Origin of the sequence: Streptomyces sp. NPDC088732 (assembly GCF_044751205.1) — a bacterium.
GTDB lineage: Bacteria > Actinomycetota > Actinomycetes > Streptomycetales > Streptomycetaceae > Actinacidiphila.
The window spans coordinates 40,999-57,965 of record NZ_JBIVLI010000004.1 but is presented as its reverse complement, the minus strand read 5'-3'; the positions used below and the strand labels follow the sequence as shown (position 1 = coordinate 57,965).

The following is a 16,967-nucleotide window of genomic DNA, read 5'->3' as shown; positions in this document are numbered from 1 at the left end:
CACAACGGAGGGAAGTGGGCCGGATCGAGAGTGTTCACGGTCGCTCCTGTCTTGGTTGGGCCGGACGGCCCAGGGCGTGAAATTCCCAGCCGGCGGCGGCCCAGCGGGCGCCGTCCAGGAAGCCCCGGCCGTCGATGATCCGGGGACGGGGGGTTGCGGCGGCCAGTTCGGCCGGATCCAGTGCCGCGAACTGCGGCCACTCGGTGAGGTGCAGCACCAGGTCGGCGCCGCGCACCGCGTCCGGGGCCGAGACCGCGTAGCCCAGCGCCGGGTACGCCTTGTGGGCGTTGTCCATGGCCTCGGGGTCGAAGACGGTGACCTCGCCGCCCTGGAGGTGGATGCAGCAGGCGATGTCGAGGGCCGGCGAGTCACGGATGTCGTCCGAGTCCGGCTTGAACGCCGCGCCCAGCACGGCCACCCGCTTCCCTTCGAAGCTGCCGTCGCACAGCTCGCGCGACAGCTCCACGGTCCGCTCGCGGCGCCGCAGATTGATGGCGTCGACCTCGCGCAGGAATGCCAGCGACCGGCCGGTGCCCAGTTCCTCGGCGCGCGCGACGAAGGCCCGGATGTCCTTGGGCAGGCAGCCGCCGCCGAAGCCGATCCCGGCGCGCAGGAAGCGGGACCCGATGCGCTCGTCGTGGCCGATCGCCCGGGCCAGCACCGAGACGTCGGCGCCGGCAGCCTCGCACACCTCGGCCATCGCGTTGATGAAGGAGATCTTGGTGGCGAGGAAGGCGTTGGCCGCGGTCTTCACCAGCTCAGCCGTGGGAAAGTCGGCGGTGACCACCGGCGTGCCGGCGTCGACGACCGGGGCGTAGACCTTCCGCAGCAGCGCCTCGGCGGCCTCGGAGCGTACGCCGAACACCAGCCGGTCGGGGCGCAGGGTGTCCTGCACGGCGAAGCCCTCGCGGAGGAACTCGGGGTTCCAGGCGAGCTCGGCCTTCCCTTCCAGTCGTCCGGCGAGCCGCTCGGCCGTTCCCACCGGGACGGTGGACTTGCCGACCACCAGCGCCGGGGCGTCACCGAGGTGCGCGCGCAGCCCGTCCACGACCGCGTCGACATGGCGCAGGTCGGCGGCACCGGAGTCGGTGCGTTGCGGAGTGCCGACGCACACGAAGTGCACCTGGCCGAAGGCCGCGGCCTCCTCGTACGAGGTCGTGAAGCGCAGCCGCCCGGAAGCGGTGTGCTTGACCAGCAGTTCCTCGAGCCCGGGCTCGTAGAAGGGGACCCGTCCGGCGCGCAGCGCCGCGATCTTGTCCGGATCCACATCCACGCCGAGCACCTCGTGCCCCAGCTCCGCCATACAGGCGGCATGGGTGGCACCGAGATATCCGGTGCCGAAGACGGTGAGCCGCAGGGCCACGGTCTCTCCTCACAAAAATCCGTAGGTGCGGCTACTGCTTGATCCAGATGCGGTACTCGCCGTGGCCGGAGGAGTTCTTGAAGGGCAGGTTGCCCAGCAGCCGGTAGTGGGAGCTGCCCTTCATCTGTCCGGCGATGTACGCGTCCATCTCCGGGGTGGTCACCATGTCCAGGATCACCACGTCGAAGTAGCCGTCCTTGATGGCCTGGCGGTACCCGTCGCGGCCGGTATGGGTCGCACCCTTCTTGTCCTGATAGGAGATGAAGAAGGTCGACGTCCACTGGCGCTGGTTGGTGCGGTCCCTGAGGTAGTAGACGGGTACCTCGTAGGTCTCCGCGAGGTAGCGCCCCTCCTTGTTCACATGGGGCTTGATGGCCGACACGAGCTGGCTGGAGTCCGCCCAGACCCCGAAGCGCCAGGTGGACTGGCTCAGCCCCAGGCACAGCATCACCACCCAGACAAGTATCCCGAGCTGGGGGTAGCGGAAGTGCGCGCCGACCATCCGGGTCACCCCGATGCCCGCCATCGGCGCGGCGAAGAGCAGGCCGAAACCGATGTGCTTGAAGAGCGACACGGAGGTGTGCAAGTGGATCTGGTAGGCCGGGGCCAGCAGCGCCGTCCCGCACAGGGTCACCGCGAGCAGTGATCGCCAGCGCCAGCCGGGGCTGCTCATACGCAGGGAGAGCGGGGACTCGTTCATCCGGCTCCGCCGGATGTACGACACCAGTCCGCCGAGGGCGGTGAGGAACATCAGCCCGCCCCACTCCCAGGATTTCTCGATGAGCGACCAGGTGCTGTCGGTGCCGTGCTCTCGGTTGGTGGTCGTCTGCTGAACACCGGACAGGACGTCCGTGTACTTCGCCCCGAGCAGGATGAGGCCGCCGACGAAGACGGCGAGCAGCACACCGCGCAGCAGCGCACGCCACTTCCGGTGCGGCCAAGAGGTCAGCACTGCGAGCACGATGATCGTCGGCAGGTACAGGGCTGAGGCGTACTTCACCGCGACGGCCAGCACCGCGATGGGGGCCGCAAGCAGCACGACGGCGATGGGCGCACGGTCGGTACGCACCACGATCCAGGTCGTCAGCGCGAGCAGGAACAGCGCGGCGGCGTCGTACGTGGCGAAGTTGCCCATGACGATCGCCGACTGGGTGACCGCGAACATGGCGGCCGCCACCAGGGCCACCCGTTCGTTGAACATGCGCCGGGTGAAGGTGTAGAGCAGAATCGTGCTGCCCAGCATGAACGCCAGGCTGAGCAGCCGGGCGCCGATCAGCCCGAAGGTGCCGTCGACGGCGGCCGCCAGCACCGGGTACAGCACGGGCGAGCCCGAGAAGTACGTGTTGTAGTTGATCGGGGTGGGAGTGCCGTGCAGGAGGTGGGCGATCTCCATGTGCCCGGCGTAGAGGTAGAGCGCCTCGTCCTGGAAGGCGGTGTTGTCCAGGCGAAGCGACAGCACTGCCTGGATGGCCAGGATGGCCAGCAGGATGGCACGGCTGACCCAGTCCCTGCGGCGGCTGGGCGCCGCGTCCCAGCCGGCCTCGGGGCTCTCCGGCACGTGGTACGCGGGCTCGGGCTCCGGCTCGTGGTCCTGGTGGCCGCCGGCGTCTCCGTACGACTCGTACGACGGGTACGCCTGGTACTGCGGATAGGCCTCCTGCTGCGGGTACGCCTCGTACGTACCGTTGTCCTCGTAGGTTTCTTCCTGCGGCGGGTGGGAGGCGTATGCCGCCGGCTGCCGGTCCCACCTCTGGCGCGCCGCGTAGCGCGCATCGTTGGTCTCAGGTTCCATCACGGTTTCCGGACGTCGAAGCCGAAGCGGTCGTCAGCGGCGAGGCGCTTGAACTCGGCCAGGGCCAGCGGGCTCACCTTCAGCCGCCAGTCGGCGCGCTTGCGGTAGTCGAACCAAACAAATCCGAGGAGATCGTCATCGGCTGCGACGCCCTCGAAGAGATTGCGGACGTCGGCACGCCGGCGCTCACCGGGCTCGGCGGCCGTCTCGACGATGATGAAGGGCTTCTTGCTGAAGGTGCGGACCTGGCGCATCGTCGGGCCGAAGACGCTGTCGAAGGCGTTGTCCGACTGCAGGGTGAAGTAGCCGATCATCCCGACCCAGTCGACGTACCCGTCGCCGGGGTAGTACGGCTTCAACTCGACCTGCTTCACCGGGTTGATCACATTGGGCGACCAGGCCCAGATCACGTTGGCGGCGCCGGCGTCGGCGAAGACGTCGTGGATGTGCCGCCAGGCGGCCACGAACTCGGCGGCCGTGACGTGCTTGGTGCCCCAGTTCTCCCAGCCGCCGTTGAACTCGTCGGCGAAGTCCAGGACGACGGGCAGGTTGAGCTTGCGGACCGCGGTCGCGTACTCCTTGATGTAGTCGTCGTCCTTACCGGCCGCGATGTCGGCCAGGGTGATGTGGAAGGGCTCCCACGACATCAGCGTGAGGGCACCGGACTGCCAGGCATTCCGCACGCCCGAGGCGTCGAAACCAGCACCCCACTCCGCGTAGTACGCCACCAGGTTGGGCTGCTTGCCGGTCATCGCGGCGTACTTCTCCACCGGCGCCATCGAATGCGGCGCCTTGTCCTCGGCCACACCGAGGTACTTCTTGTCGGGCTGCAGCAGCGGACTCACATCGTAGGGAAAGGAGGCCGGAGCGCTCGCCTCGTTGTTGCCGCGCGGCTCGGCGCCCTCCGGCGAGCCGGACCCGGAGGGGCTGCAGGCGGTGAGCGCCAGCAGGGCCGCCGCCACCAGGCCGGCCGATGTCCGGATGATCTTCGCCGTCGGCCTCATGCCGCACTCCCCGCCCGCGGCTGCACCAGTACACGTCCGACGACCACCGCGTAGAAGAGCCCGGACGAGAGGACGAGGGCGAAGTCCAGGGGATCCATCGACAGCATCCGCCACACCGCGACGCCCACCCAGACCAGGGCGGTGCCGCCGCCCCAGGCCCACATGCCGATCCAGAAGCGCCGGGTCTTGTTCTTCTTGGCGCCGGAGGAGCCGGTGGGCTGCCAGCCCATCCGGTTCTTGCGGAGGATGTCCCAGATGGCGAAGACATGCGCCCAGCCGTACATCATGCGCGCGGCCCAGGCCTCGAGACGGTAGGGGGCGCGGTGCCAGAGGGGGAAGATGATCGTGGTGTAGAGGATGCTCGGCACGACGAGCGCCAGGTTCTCCACCCGGAGCTTGTCCGGCATGGCCAGCAGCAGCACGATCGGGATGACGGGCGCCGCGAAGGTGAACAGCGCCGTGTGGATGTAGTAGAAGAAGCCGGACATGTAACACATGCGGCTGGAGAACCTGATCTTCGAGTCCCAGAACTTGCGGCTTCCCAGCAGGCTCATCGAGCCGGAGCACCAGCGGTACTGCTGGTTGAAGAACGCGCCCGCGTTGTCCGGGCACACGCCGGTCGAGACGGGGACGGGCACGTAGCGCACGTCCCATCCGAGGTTGCGGAGGTCGAAGCCGGTGTGCACGTCCTCGGAGTGCTCGATCAGCGTGGTACCGCCGTTGGTCTCCAGCGCGGCCCGTCGGTAGACAGCGCAGCTACCCACACAGATCGCGCCATCACTGCCCTGCCGGGCGACCTGCACGGACCGGTAGAACAGCTCCTGCACGGCGCCGGCGCCCCGCTCGATCCAGTTCTGCGAATCGAGGACGCGGAAGAACTGCGGGGACTGGACGATGCCGATGCGCTCGTCCGCCGCCATATACGGAATTAGCTCTTCCAGAAGATCGGAACGCGGTGTGAAATCGGCGTCGAGGATGAGGATGTACTCCCCATCCGTCTGCGCGAAGCCGAAGTGGAGGTTACCCGCCTTCTTGAACCAGCCGCGATTCTCCCGGGTGCCGTAGCGGAACCCGAAGTCCCTTGCCATGGCGGCCAGCTCGGGGCTCGCACCGTCGTCGAGGACGAAGGGCACGCACCGTCCGGGGTACCGGTCGGCAAGGGCGCGCACATGCGTCCACGTGTTGTGGAGGACCTCGATGGGTTCACCGCACACGGGAAGGAAGACATCCACGGACGGATACACCTGCGGACGCCACTCCCGCACGAGGCGCTTGTGCGCCTTCATGTCGAAGTCCCGGGTCAGCGCGTTGACCCGAAGCGAGATCAGGTAGTACACCACGGTGAAGACCAGCAGTGGCATGTAGATCCACATCCACGGCGTGGACTGTGCCAGCTTGAACTGGCTCACCACCAGGCAGCAGAAGCTGATCAAGGAGAAGACCGTCAGGACCCACAGATGCCGCTTGGCGTACGAATACTTCTCGCGGTCCGTCGGCGGGATCGGCAGCAACCCCACCTGCGGGGCATGCTTGCGCGTCCCGTGACGCCGATTCACGGCAGGCTGACGCCCCCGGCTTCCCCCCGCAAACGCAGGTTGAAGAGAACTCATTTTCACTCCCCGAGCCAGCGGCCCGTATACCCCCACCCTTTACTCGGCCTCCATGAGTCGAACACGAGGCCGAGCATCGGAAGCATATATGAGACTCCCGGCGGCGCCAGATACCCAAGGGGCATCGACTGTCCGTTATGTGCATCTTGCATATAGGAAGAAGCACAAATTTTTCGTTACGGAATGATTGCCACCGGGGATGGCTCGAACTGATCGGCCCAGGCAGACCGTTCCCGGCGAGGGCTGCACGGCGGGCGGACCGGAGAGCGGCGAGAGGTGTCCCACGTCACGCGAGTCGGTCCGGCGTGTCCGCGGCGTCCGGGGCGTCCGGGGCGTCCGCGCACAACAACGGGCCCGGACCACCCATGGCCGGTGTCGCCACGTCCCCGGCCGACCGGACGACGTACACCTCGCCGCCGTGGGCCCCCTCGCGATCGGCTTCGGCGCCCGGTTCGCCCGCATTGCGGTCGACATGCCGCTCGCCCTGGTCTTCGCCGCCGCCCTCACCGCCTCGGGGCGGCACGAGAAGGTCGGCGATGTCCTGACGGTGCGTCCGTCCTCCGGCTGCGCTCCTCCCCGCGGCTCGCCGCTCCGGGCGGGGAATCGGACCGGGAACGCCGGCGAAGTGGCTTTACGGGGGCCCACGATGCTGCTCTAGCATCCGTGGTGTGACTGACCCCGTGGAGAACCCGGAAGACGCGGCTGCCGCTCCTGGGCGGAGCCCCTGGAACACCCCGTCCGCCCCCGAGCCGTCCGCGGCGCCGGGCGGTTACGGGTACCCGCAACAGCACATACCGCAGGAGCAGCAGCCCGGGTACCGGCAGTCCGGCTTCGGGCCGGCCACCGGCTACCAGCAGCCCTCCTACTCGCCCCAGCCCGACTGGCAGGCCCTGGCCGACGCCAACGAGACCACACAACGTCGCCGCCACAGGCTCAGGACGGGTCTGATCGTCCTGGTGGCGTGCGTGCTCGGGGTGGGAGCGGGCGTCGTCGCACTCCACTACACGAAGGACACGAACGGCTCGGCAGCCCCGTCGCCCTCCCCCAGCGCCTCGGCCTCCGCGTCCACCTCCGCCGCGGCCGATTCGCCCACGGTCCCCGGGGAGGACAACGCCCTCGCGGACAAGTCCGGGCAGAACAACCTGATCCTCGGGCCGGACGCCGGGGTGAGCAAGGTGACCAACGGCTTCGTGGTCAGGCTCAGGAGCAACGGCAATTCCTACGCCCAGTCGGCTGACCAACTGATCGACGTCACCAAGAGCTTCACCGTCTCGGCATGGGTCTACAACGAGGCCCCGGGCGGCTCCCGCTCCGCGATCAGCCAGGGTGACGGGGTCTCGCCCTCGTTCAGCCTGGGCCGGGAGGCCTCGGGTGCCGACCGCACGTGGGTCTTCAAGGTGCAGACCGCCGACGGCGGGGCGGACAGCACAATCCTGCAGGCCGAGGCGGCCGCGAACGTCAACACGGTCGGCCAGTGGGCTCTGCTCACCGGCACGTACGACGCCGGGAAGAAGACGATCGCGCTCTACGTGGACGGGAATCCGGCCGATTCCACGAAGGTCCCCGGGGTCTGGGCCGGAAAGGGTCCGCTGCAACTCGGCCGCGTCCGTACGCACGGGGTGTGGGGAGGCTACTGGGCCGGCGTCCTCGGTCACGTCATGGTCTGGGACCAGGCACTGGCACCGGACCAGGTAGCGGGCCTCAAGAAGGGTGCGGCGGGCGGGAGCGCCAAGCCCGTCGCCTCCTGGCTGGTCGGCTGACGAGCGCTTTTGCCCGTTCGCCATCACGAGTTGGTCACACCATCGACTGTGTTTCGCGGTATTGGACTAGAGTCGCAACCGTTCCGCACTTCATCGACTGCCGGATGAGCGGCGGGCTTCGCTGGCCGGAGTTCCCCGTCATCGCCACCAAGCGTCGGCGACCCTTCCCGTGCGCCGAGATGCCTTGCGGAGAAACTCATACGGGCGTGCCGCCCCGACGAGCGCCCGGGGGGGGATGACACATGAGAAGCCTGTCCGGAGTCGTCCCTGCGCGCGGCGAAGTGTCCCCCCTGCCCGGTGCCACGGCCCCGGCGGCCGAGGGCCGGGACTCCGCAGAGCGGTGCGGAACGACATGAACGACCCGGCCGACGAGCCCGACGAGCACGCTCCGGAACCGGACCCCGAACCGGATCAGCCGTCCCCCCGCCAGGCACCTGTGGACCAGCAGGACCGGGGGACACGCCGGCCTCCGGCCTCGCCGAAACGCAGGATGGCCGGTGCGGCGGTGGCCGTGGTGGTCGCCGTCGCTCTGGGGGCGGGGCTCTGGTCGGTGCCGACAGTGCGCACGGTGCTGCTCCAGTCCTTCACCCGGCAGCCGGCCCCGTTCACCGAGATCTACTTCACGGCTGTGCCGCGCTTCGACGGCAGCACGCTGATCGTCCCCGTCGCCGTGAACGCCCACGGCACGGGCCCCGCACCGCTGCGGCTGAGGCTGACACTGGAATCGGCCAGGGGCAAGGTTGTGGCCACCAGGACGGTCGGGCTGAAACCCAAGGACGGCAAGGCCGTACCCGTCGTCACTCGCTTCACCAAGACCACGGGCACGACCCTCGTACGGGTGGCCCTCGTCGGGCACGAGCAGACCTTGCACTACAACTTCGTGACGCCGAAGGCCATGACAGGGCCGCTCGGTACGCCGCCCCCTGACGTACGAGACTGAAGCCTGATGCGACGCACCATTTTGCAGATCACCCCGTACTACCCACCCCACCTCGGCGGGCTCGAACGCGTGGTGGAGCACCTCGCCGTCCAGCTCGGGCAGCGGCACGACGTGCGGGTCATCACCACCGGCCTCGGTGCCGACGGCGGACCGCGCCGCTACGGCGCCGGCCGGGTGACCATACGGCGGCACCGCGCGGTCGAGGTCGCGCACACCGCGCTCGCACCGGGCCTGCCCGTCTCGCTGGCGGTGCGCGCGCCGCGCGACGCCGTGCTGCACGTGCACTGCGCGCACGCGTTGATGCCCGAACTCGTCGCCGTCATCGCCCGCTTGCGCGGACAGCGCTTCATCCTCCATTTCCACCTCGACGTCGAAGCCTCCGGGCGCCTGGGTGGGCTGCTGCCCGCCTACAAGAAGCACGTCTTCGGACGGTCGATGCGCGCCGCCGCCGGGGTGATCGTGCTGACCGAGGAGCAGGGCGCCTTCGTCCGCGAGGCGTACGGCGTCCGGGCGGACAGGGTGTTCGTCGTCCCCAACGGCGTGGGGGCCGGCTACTTCATGCCGGTGCGGGAGACGGCACAACGTCCCCTGCGGTTGCTGTACGTCGGCCGCCTGAGCTCGCAGAAGAACGTGGCGCGGCTGCTGGAGGCGACGGCCCTGCTGCGGGAGCCGGTGCAGCTGCGCATCGTCGGCGACGGCGAGTTGCGGGAGAAGCTGGAGGCGCACGCCGCCGAACTGGGGCTGCGCAACGTCGAGTTCTCGGGCAGGCTGCTCGGCGAGCAGCTGGTGCGGGCGTACGCGGACGCCGACGTCTTCGTGCTGCCCTCGGACCGGGAGGGCATGCCGCTGGTCGCCCTGGAGGCGATGGCCGCCGCCCTGCCGGTCGTCGCGACCGACGTCCCCGGCACCGCCGAACTGCTCAAGGGGGTCGGGCTGCTGGCCGCTCCCGAACCGGCGGCGCTGGCCGCCGCCATCGACTCGGTGGCCGCCGACCCCGGTCTGCGCCTGCGGCTCGCCCGGAGGAGTGCAGCGGCGGCCCCCGACTACTCCTGGGAGGCCGTGGCGGCCCGGGTCGAGCAGGTCTACGCCCATGTCTACCCCGAGCCCGGCGTATGACGGCCCATGGCACGGGAAGCAGCGCTCCGCGCGCAACCTCCCGCCCGTCGTGGGCCGTCGAAGCGGACGGCGCGGATCTGGAGACGGAGAAAGAGCCGGAACCGGAACCGGCCGCGAGCGACGCGGCGGCGGGCGATGCCCAGGCCGCCGGCCTGCGGCTCCCGGGCCTCGTCCGGGGGCGCCTCGGGGTGCTGCTCTCCATCGCGGTGGCCTGTGTTGTGGAGATGCTGCCCGGCGTGCCCGGGGTGCTGCTGACGGTGGCCGGCCTGTGGCTGCTGTTCGGGGCACCCGTCGCGGTGTGGCGCGGCGTCGCCTCCCGGGTCGTGTCCACCAGGGACGGCAGCCTCCTGCTCGCCGTCGGCATGGCGGTCGTCACGGATCTCGTGATCGCCCTCGCCGTGAACACGCTGCTGCCACTGGCCGGGGTGGAACGCCCGCTGACCAGGGTGTCCCTGGCCGGGGCCACGGCGCTCACGCTCATCGTGATCGGCGCGTTCGTACCGGAGGAGGAAAGGGCCGGCACGAGCAGGTCCTGGCTCCGCAACGGGCTGCCGCCGGGCGCAATCCCCGTGGGGGCGTTCGCCGGCGTCGCCCTGGTGCTGTCGGTCGCGGGGCCCATCAGGCTGAACAACGGCTACGGCGGGGCGGTCAGCACGGCCGCGATTCCGGCCGTCATCGCGCTGCTGGTCCTGCTCATGGTCCGCCGCCGGCGCTACCCGGTCACCGTTCTCGAGACCGGCCTGTTCCTCGGCGCGACCGCGCTGCTCATGCTGAACTCGTTGCGCGGCTGGTCCATCACCGGGCACGACATCCAGCGCGAGTACGAGTACTACCGGCTGACGCTCGGCGGATCGCTCTGGGACGTCTCCACGTACCCCGACGCCTACAACGCCTGCCTGAGCATCACGTTGCTGCCGGTGAGCGTGTTCCGGCTCACCGCGATCCCCGACGTCTACATCTTCAAGATCGTGCTGCCGGTGCTGTTCGCGCTCACCCCGGTGCTGGTCCACCGCTCCGTCCGCAACGTCGCACCGCATCTGGTGTCCCTGTTGTCGGCCGTCTTCTTCATGCTCTTCCCCACCTTCCTGTCCGACATGACCTTCCTCGGCCGCCAGGAGATCGCGTTCGTACTGCTCGGCTGCGGCATGGTCGTGCTCACCGACTCCGGGCGGCCCCTGCGCGTACGGCAGCTCGCCTTCGCGGTGCTGTTGGCCGGCATCACGCTCTCGCACTACTCGACGATCTACGTCGTGATCGTCGTCCTCGGGGTCGCCCTCGTCGCCGACGTGATCTGGCGCACGGTGGACCGCTTCACGTCCAGGCGCGGGCGCCGGCGCATACATCGGCCCGCAGCGGCCGCACCCTTCCTGACCTGGTGGATCGTGGTGGGCGCCGCGGTCATGGCACTGGTCTGGGCGGGCCCGGTCACGCACACGAGCGGGCAGTTGCGGAGCACGCTGAACGCGGTCGTGCAGGAGATCAGGAACCCGGGGCACGCGGGCGTCGGTTCGTCCGACACCTCGTACAGCCTCTTCGGAGGCGGGCCCTCGCTGACGGCCGAGCAGCGGCTGGCCGACTACCGCGAGGAGACCGTGCGGGAGACGACCGCCGACCGGGCGAAGGGGACGTATCTGCCCCTCGATACCGTGGACGCCTACGCGACCCCTGTCGTGCCCAAGCAGAACATGGCCCCCACCGCCGCGGGACGGGTGCTGGAGGGCATCGGCCTGAAGGCGACCACGGTCAACTCCCTGCTGCGCCAGTTCACCGCCGGCATGATGCAGCTCCTGCTGATCATCGGTCTCATCGTCATCGACGTCGGGCGACGCGGCGCCTTCCGCCCACAACGCGAGCAGACCACGCTGGCCATCGGCGCCATCGCCCTCCTCGGGGTCCTCACGGTCGTGCCCCAGCTCTCCGTCGACTACGGCGTGCTCCGCGCCTTCCAGCAGGGCCTGTTCTTCTTCGCGCCCTTCATCGCGGCGGGCATGCTCTCCGCCCTGCGCTGGGCCGGGCGCCGTCGGACCGTGACGGTGTACGCGCTGGTGGCGGCCCTCTTCCTGGACCTCACGGGCGTGGTGCCCAAGCTGCTGGGCGGCTATCCGCCGCAGTTGCAGCTCAGCAACGCCGGCCAGTACTACGACGTCTACTACCCGAGCGCAGAGGAGCGCATGGCCGCCTACTGGCTGTCTCAGCGCTTCGCGGCCGAGGGCAAACCGTCCCTGGTGCAGACGGACCGCTTCACCTTCAACCGGCAGCAGACCATCCTGACCGGACCCGTCGTGGGCGATGTCTTCCCGACGGAGCTGCGCACCGACTCCTACGTCCTGCTGGGCACGTCGACCGTGCGCACCGGACGCATGACGTTCTCCTACCGGGGCGACCTCGTCACCTTCCGCTACCCCACGCGCCTCCTCGACACGACGAAGAACGAGATCTACAGCAGCGAGGGGGCGAGGATCTACCGATGAGGGTCCTCCTGGTCAGCCACTACTACCCGCCGCACGTCGGCGGCATCGAGAACGTCGTCCGGATGGAGGCCGTGCACCTCGCCGCGCGCGGTGCCGACGTCACGGTGCTCACCAGCGGCGCGCGCAGCGCGGTCAGCCAGGAGGACGGCGTACGCGTCGTGCGGGTCGCGGCGTGGAACGGCGCGGAGCGGGCCGGCGTGCCCTTCCCCGTCCTGGCGCCCCGGCTGCTGACGGCCGCACTCCGCTGGGCCCGCCGGGCGGATGTGGTCCATGTGCACGACTGCCTGTACCTGACCTCGTGGGCGGCGGGGCTCGCCGGCATGCTCACCCGCACTCCGCACCTGGTCACCCAGCACGTCGCCCTGGTCGAGCACCCGTCCGCGCTGGTGCGCGGGGTTCAGCGGGCCGTGTACGCCGTCGCCGGACGCGGCCTGCTGCGGCGGGCCCGTACCGTGATCACCCTCAACGCCTCGGTCGCGGACTTCGTACTGCGCCACGGCGCCCCTCCCGCCCGGACCCGCCACCTCGCGAACGGCGTGGACACCGCCCTCTTCCGCCCGCCCGCCTCGGTCGAGGAGCGGGCACTGGCCCGCGAGCGCTTCGGGCTGCCCGACAACCGGCCGCTGGTGCTCTTCGTGGGGCGCCTGGTGCCGAAGAAGGGCTACGACCTGCTGCTGTCCGGCCACGACCCCTCCGCCGGCTACGACCTGGTGTTCGCCGGGGACGGCGACTCCGCCGCCCTGGCAGGCCTGCCGGGCGTGCACCACCTGGGCGGACTGCCCCCGCGGGAACTGGCCGAGGCATACCGGGCCTGCGACGTCTTCGCGCTGCCGTCGACCGCGGAGGGCTTCCCCCTCACCGTCCAGGAGGCCATGGCCTCCGGCCTGCCCGTCGTCACCACCGACGACCCCGGCTACGCGCCCTATCGTCTCGACCGGTCGCGCGTCACACTGCTGGACCGGGACGCCGAGGAGATCCGTTCCGCCTTGTCCGCACTCGCCGGGGACAAACAGCGGCGCGAGCGCATGGGCCTGTACTCTCGCGAGCTCGCGACGACGGCCTTCGCCTGGGAGGAGCACGTGAGCGCCCTGTCCGAGTGCTACCGCGAGGCGGTGGGAGCAACCACATATGGCTAGGAACGGCAAGCGCGCCCTGACGCAGGACCAGGTGTACCGCAACTCCTTCTTCCTGATGGCGTCCACGGCGACCACCGCCGGCCTGGGCTTCGTCTTCTGGGTGCTGGTGGCACGCTTCTACAGTCCCGAACAGGTCGGACTGGCCACCTCGCTCATATCGGCGACTTCGCTCATCTCGTACCTGAGCCTGTTCGGGCTCAACAGCACACTGATCCGCTTCCCGGCGCCCGCCGCGTCCCGCAACGGACAGCTGACCCAGTCGATCGTGCTGGTCAGCCTGGTCTCGTTCGTGGTCTCCGCCGTCTACCTGCTCGGGCTTCCGCTCTACGCGGAGAAGCTGACCTTCATCCGCGACCATGCGACGGCGGCCGCCGCGTTCGTGATCTTCTGCATCTGCGCGACGGTGAGCCAGCTGACCTTCTCGGTCTTCGTCAGCGCCCGCATGGCCCATCAGAACGCGCTGGTCTACGGACTGCTCCAGGGACTGGTCAAGCTGGCGCTGCCGGTCGCGCTCGTCGGCTACGGCTCGGTCGGCATTCTCGGTGCCAACGGCGTCGGCTACGTGGTGACGGCGCTGGTCTCCCTGCTCCTGATGTACCGCCGGCTGGGCTTCCGCTTCCATCTGCTCGCCCGGGGCACGCGAATGCGGGAGCAGTTCCGCTTCTCCCTGGCGAGCTACATCTCCAGCCTGCTCAACCTCGCACCGCTCCTGGTCCTCCCGATGATCGTCCTGCAGCAGCTGGGAGCTGCGGCAGCGGGCTACTACTTCATCGCCTTCCAGATCGCCAACCTGCTCAACTCCGTCTCCTTCTCGGTCGGCGAGGCCGTGTTCGCCGAGGTCTCCTACGACCCCTCGCGCTTCTCGGTACTGCTGCGCCGTGCCGCCGGCATCATCGCCGCGGTACAGATACCGTCGGTGGTCGTCGTCGCGCTGGGCAGCGGACTCATCCTGCGGATGTTCGGCGGCCCCTACGCGATCCGTGCGCAATCGCTCCTCGTCGTACTGGCCTGCGGAGCACTTGCCGTCGCACTGAACACATGGGCCAGTTTCGCCCTCAAGCTGGCCCGGAAGATGACGCCACTGGTCCTCAGCAATGTCGTCTACGCCGTGGTGACCATCGGTCTTGCCGCGATGTGGGCGCCGCGCGGACTGGTCTGGCTCGGCTGGGCCTGGGGTCTGGGCAACCTCGCCAGCGGCATCTACGCGGCGGTCGCCCTGCTCGGCCGGCGAACCGCCGTGCCACGATCGCCGGAACCGCCCCCCGGCAACGCCGTGAACGAACCCGAAATGAGCCCAGTCGAGGGGTACCACCGGTGAAGATCGTCGTCATCAACGCCTACGTAAGAGAGAACGCGGGGGACGCGGCGCTGCTGTCCGTCTGCCTGCGCCACGTCAAGGAAGCCTTCCCGGATGCCGCCCTGGCCATCGCGGGCATGGAGGACGCCGCCACCCACCGCTCGTTCGAAGAGGTGGACAACCTCGGATCGATCCGCCGCTATGTCGCCGACGGTGGGGTCCCCCGATCACGGCGGCTGCTGCGCAAGCTCGTGGTGGCCCTGGTGGGCACAACGGCCCTGCTGCTGCCCCGAGCCCTCGCCAACGTGCTGCTGAAGCTGCTTCCCGCGGAGGCCCGCCGGGAGGCCGACGCCGTGTCGCGGGCGGACATGGTGGTGTCCATGGGCGGCGGGTACCTCCTCGCACGACCCGGACTCGACGGGTACCAGAACGTGTTCTTCGTTCTGCTTCCGGTGCTGCTGGCGCAGAAGTCGGGAGTGCCCGTCGTGTTCGCGCCCCAGTCCTTCGGCCCGTTCCCGGGCAAGCCGCAGCGCCGGCTGGTCGGCCGGGTACTGCGCCGCGCGGCCCTGGTCCTCGCGCGCGAGGACGTGAGCGTCGGCCTGCTCGAGGAGTGCGGCGTCCCCGCGCGGCAGGTGCGGCGCGCGGTCGACTCCGGCTTCGCGTTCGCCCCCGAGGTCACCTCGGACTGGCGGAGCAGGCTCGGGATCGGGACGCAGGAGCCGCTGGTCGGCCTCACCGCGCGCCGCTGGCTCGCCCCCGCCGCACAGGAGCGCTACGAGCGCGCACTCGCCGCCACGATCGACGCGCTCCAGGCGGACGGGGCCCGTGTGGTGCTCATTCCGCAGGTGACCACGGACTACCTGGGCGACGACGACCGCATCGTCGAACGGCGGACAGCGGACTACTGCCGGACCTCTCCGCTGCGGATCGAGGAGCGCGTCGACTACCGCGACCTCAAGGGGCTGTACAGCGAGTGCTCCCTGCTCATCGGGACCCGCTTCCACTCGGTGATCTTCTCGCTCACCAGCGGCGTCCCGTGCGTGGCGATCGAGTACGAGCACAAGACCCGGGGCATCATGGCCGATCTCGGCCTCGGGGAGTGGGTCCTGCCGATCGCCGAGGTCACGCACGCGGACCTGTGGGCGCTGGTCTCCAAACTGCGCGCGAATCCCGAGGAGTACCGTATGGCGCTGCAGCAGCGGCTGCCTGCGTACATCGCTCAGGTCGAGGAGTTCCCCGCACTGCTCCGCGCCGCCGCGGGCGCGAACGAGCGCGAGCGGTCCGAGAAGGTCGCGTGATGGCAGGCACGGACCCGTTCCGGGACCGCGGCCGGGGGACCCGCACGGTGGCGGTGGTCGCCCCCTACTACCCGCCCAAGGTGGGCGGCGTGGAGAACTACGCCGCCCGGATCGCCCGCGCCGTCGCCGAGACCCCCGGGCTGCGGCCCGTCGTCATCACCACGCGGCTGTCGGGGCTCCGCACCACGGTGGACACCGAGGAGGGGGTGCAGGTCGTCCGGCTCGGCGCCTGGCTGCGGCTGTCCAACACGCCGCTCAGCCCCCTGTGGCCGCTGCAACTGCGCCGCTGGCTGCGGCGGACCGGCGCCGAGGTGGTCAACGCCCATGCGCCCGTCCCCGGCCTGGCCGACCTGGCGGTCGCCTTCTCCGGGAAGCGGCCCGCCGTCCTGACCTACCACGCGGGCTCGATGCACAAGGGCGAGCCCGGCAGCGGCGCGGCGGACCGGCTCATCGGCATGTACGAACGGCGCGTGCTGCCGCGGGTGTTCCGGCGGGCCCGGGCGCTCGTGGCGGTCTCGCCGGTCTCGCTGGCCGCCGGGCACCCGCACGCGGTCGAGATCAGCCCCGGCGTCGACATCGAGCGGTTCACCCCCGGCCGGCCGGCCTCCGAGCGCCCCCGCACCATCGTCTACGTCGGGCGCATGGACCGCTCGTCGGCCTGGAAGGGCGTCGACGTCCTGGTGACGGCCTTCGCCGAGCTGGCGGCCGAGGTGCCCGGCGTACGGCTGCGCCTGGTGGGCGGCGGTGACGCCGTGCAGGACCACCTGCGGCTCGCGGCGGAACTCGGCGTCGCGGAACGGGTGGAGGCGGCCGGGGAGCTCACCGGGGACGCCCTGGTCGAGGCGGTGCGGACGGCCGCCCTCGCGGTGCTGCCGTCGCGCACCGAGGCCGAGTCCTTCGGCATGGTGCTGGTCGAGGCGATGGCCTGCGGCACCCCGGTGGTGGGCTCCGCCGTGGGCGGCATCCCGCACGTCGTGACGGACGGCGAGACCGGGCTCCTGGTCCCGCCGGGGGACCCCGCCGCGCTGGCCGCCGCCTGCCGCAAGGTGCTGACCGACGGCGTGCTCGCCGACCGGCTGGGCGTAAGGGGCCGGCAGGAAGCCGAACGGCGCTTCGCCTGGAGCGGCCTGATGGAGCGCTACATCAGGCTGTTCCAGGCCTTGTAGCCCCGGCCGGACCG

Annotated in this window: 13 protein-coding genes; 9 read left to right on the top strand and 4 right to left on the bottom strand. The window is 70.1% G+C overall.

Going from position 1 to position 16,967, the window contains the following annotated elements:
* Positions 1–34: 34 nt before the first annotated feature.
* Genes ACIP9H_RS08155 through ACIP9H_RS08140 form a run of 4 tightly spaced genes read right to left on the bottom strand, consistent with a single transcriptional unit; the run spans position 35 to position 5,571 of the window.
* Entirely contained in the window at positions 35–1,357 is a 1,323-nt protein-coding gene (locus ACIP9H_RS08155) for a UDP-glucose dehydrogenase family protein (RefSeq protein ID WP_401595188.1), read from the bottom strand.
* A 37-nt stretch (positions 1,358–1,394) separates the two neighbouring features.
* Positions 1,395–3,155: an ArnT family glycosyltransferase gene (locus ACIP9H_RS08150; RefSeq protein WP_401595069.1), complete on the bottom strand. Its 1,761-nt coding sequence runs from the start codon at positions 3,153–3,155 to the stop codon at positions 1,395–1,397.
* On the bottom strand, positions 3,155–4,159 hold the full coding sequence (locus ACIP9H_RS08145; protein WP_401595071.1) for a glycoside hydrolase family 26 protein: 1,005 nt from the start codon (positions 4,157–4,159) through the stop codon (positions 3,155–3,157). The genes ACIP9H_RS08150 and ACIP9H_RS08145 overlap by 1 nt, the downstream gene beginning before the upstream one ends.
* On the bottom strand, positions 4,156–5,571 hold the full coding sequence (locus ACIP9H_RS08140) for a glycosyltransferase family 2 protein (RefSeq protein WP_401595191.1): 1,416 nt from the start codon (positions 5,569–5,571) through the stop codon (positions 4,156–4,158). The genes ACIP9H_RS08145 and ACIP9H_RS08140 overlap by 4 nt, the downstream gene beginning before the upstream one ends.
* Before the next feature lie 616 nt (positions 5,572–6,187).
* On the opposite strand from ACIP9H_RS08140, the gene ACIP9H_RS08135 reads away from it, so the two are divergent.
* From ACIP9H_RS08135 to ACIP9H_RS08095, 9 genes are all read left to right on the top strand, one after another.
* Positions 6,188–6,427 (top strand): hypothetical protein, encoded by a 240-nt coding sequence (locus ACIP9H_RS08135; RefSeq protein WP_401595073.1) that lies wholly within the window; start codon positions 6,188–6,190, stop codon positions 6,425–6,427.
* 10 nt (positions 6,428–6,437) lie between these two features.
* Entirely contained in the window at positions 6,438–7,529 is a 1,092-nt protein-coding gene (locus tag ACIP9H_RS08130) for a LamG-like jellyroll fold domain-containing protein (RefSeq protein ID WP_401595075.1), read from the top strand.
* A gap of 352 nt (positions 7,530–7,881) precedes the next feature.
* Positions 7,882–8,469, top strand: coding sequence for a hypothetical protein (locus ACIP9H_RS08125; protein WP_401595078.1), 588 nt, complete (start codon positions 7,882–7,884; stop codon positions 8,467–8,469).
* A 6-nt stretch (positions 8,470–8,475) separates the two neighbouring features.
* A complete protein-coding gene (locus ACIP9H_RS08120) occupies positions 8,476–9,585 on the top strand; it encodes a glycosyltransferase family 4 protein (RefSeq protein ID WP_401595081.1) in 1,110 nt (369 codons plus the stop codon).
* The gene (locus tag ACIP9H_RS08115) at positions 9,582–12,056 is read left to right on the top strand and encodes a DUF2206 domain-containing protein (RefSeq protein ID WP_401595084.1); all 2,475 of its coding nucleotides are present in this window, start codon (positions 9,582–9,584) and stop codon (positions 12,054–12,056) included. Before ACIP9H_RS08120 ends, ACIP9H_RS08115 begins: the two co-directional genes overlap by 4 nt.
* Positions 12,053–13,192 carry a glycosyltransferase family 4 protein gene (locus ACIP9H_RS08110; protein ID WP_401958226.1) on the top strand — a complete coding sequence of 380 codons (1,140 nt, stop codon included), beginning with the start codon at positions 12,053–12,055 and terminating at the stop codon, positions 13,190–13,192. Before ACIP9H_RS08115 ends, ACIP9H_RS08110 begins: the two co-directional genes overlap by 4 nt.
* Complete coding sequence (locus ACIP9H_RS08105; protein WP_401595095.1) at positions 13,185–14,510, top strand: lipopolysaccharide biosynthesis protein; 1,326 nt, start codon at positions 13,185–13,187, stop codon at positions 14,508–14,510. The genes ACIP9H_RS08110 and ACIP9H_RS08105 overlap by 8 nt, the downstream gene beginning before the upstream one ends.
* Complete coding sequence (locus ACIP9H_RS08100; protein ID WP_401958223.1) at positions 14,507–15,787, top strand: polysaccharide pyruvyl transferase family protein; 1,281 nt, start codon at positions 14,507–14,509, stop codon at positions 15,785–15,787. The genes ACIP9H_RS08105 and ACIP9H_RS08100 overlap by 4 nt, the downstream gene beginning before the upstream one ends.
* The gene (locus ACIP9H_RS08095; RefSeq protein ID WP_401595101.1) at positions 15,787–16,953 is read left to right on the top strand and encodes a glycosyltransferase family 4 protein; all 1,167 of its coding nucleotides are present in this window, start codon (positions 15,787–15,789) and stop codon (positions 16,951–16,953) included. The genes ACIP9H_RS08100 and ACIP9H_RS08095 overlap by 1 nt, the downstream gene beginning before the upstream one ends.
* Positions 16,954–16,967: the final 14 nt, after the last annotated feature.

Coding starts and splice junctions, on each gene's coding strand:
- ACIP9H_RS08150 (WP_401595069.1), bottom strand. CDS start 3,155: ATGGAACCTGAGACCAACGATGCGCGCTACGCGGCGCGCCAGAGGTGG.
- ACIP9H_RS08145 (WP_401595071.1), bottom strand. CDS start 4,159: ATGAGGCCGACGGCGAAGATCATCCGGACATCGGCCGGCCTGGTGGCG.
- ACIP9H_RS08125 (WP_401595078.1), top strand. CDS start 7,882: ATGAACGACCCGGCCGACGAGCCCGACGAGCACGCTCCGGAACCGGAC.
- ACIP9H_RS08120 (WP_401595081.1), top strand. CDS start 8,476: ATGCGACGCACCATTTTGCAGATCACCCCGTACTACCCACCCCACCTC.
- ACIP9H_RS08115 (WP_401595084.1), top strand. CDS start 9,582: ATGACGGCCCATGGCACGGGAAGCAGCGCTCCGCGCGCAACCTCCCGC.
- ACIP9H_RS08110 (WP_401958226.1), top strand. CDS start 12,053: ATGAGGGTCCTCCTGGTCAGCCACTACTACCCGCCGCACGTCGGCGGC.
- ACIP9H_RS08105 (WP_401595095.1), top strand. CDS start 13,185: ATGGCTAGGAACGGCAAGCGCGCCCTGACGCAGGACCAGGTGTACCGC.
- ACIP9H_RS08095 (WP_401595101.1), top strand. CDS start 15,787: ATGGCAGGCACGGACCCGTTCCGGGACCGCGGCCGGGGGACCCGCACG.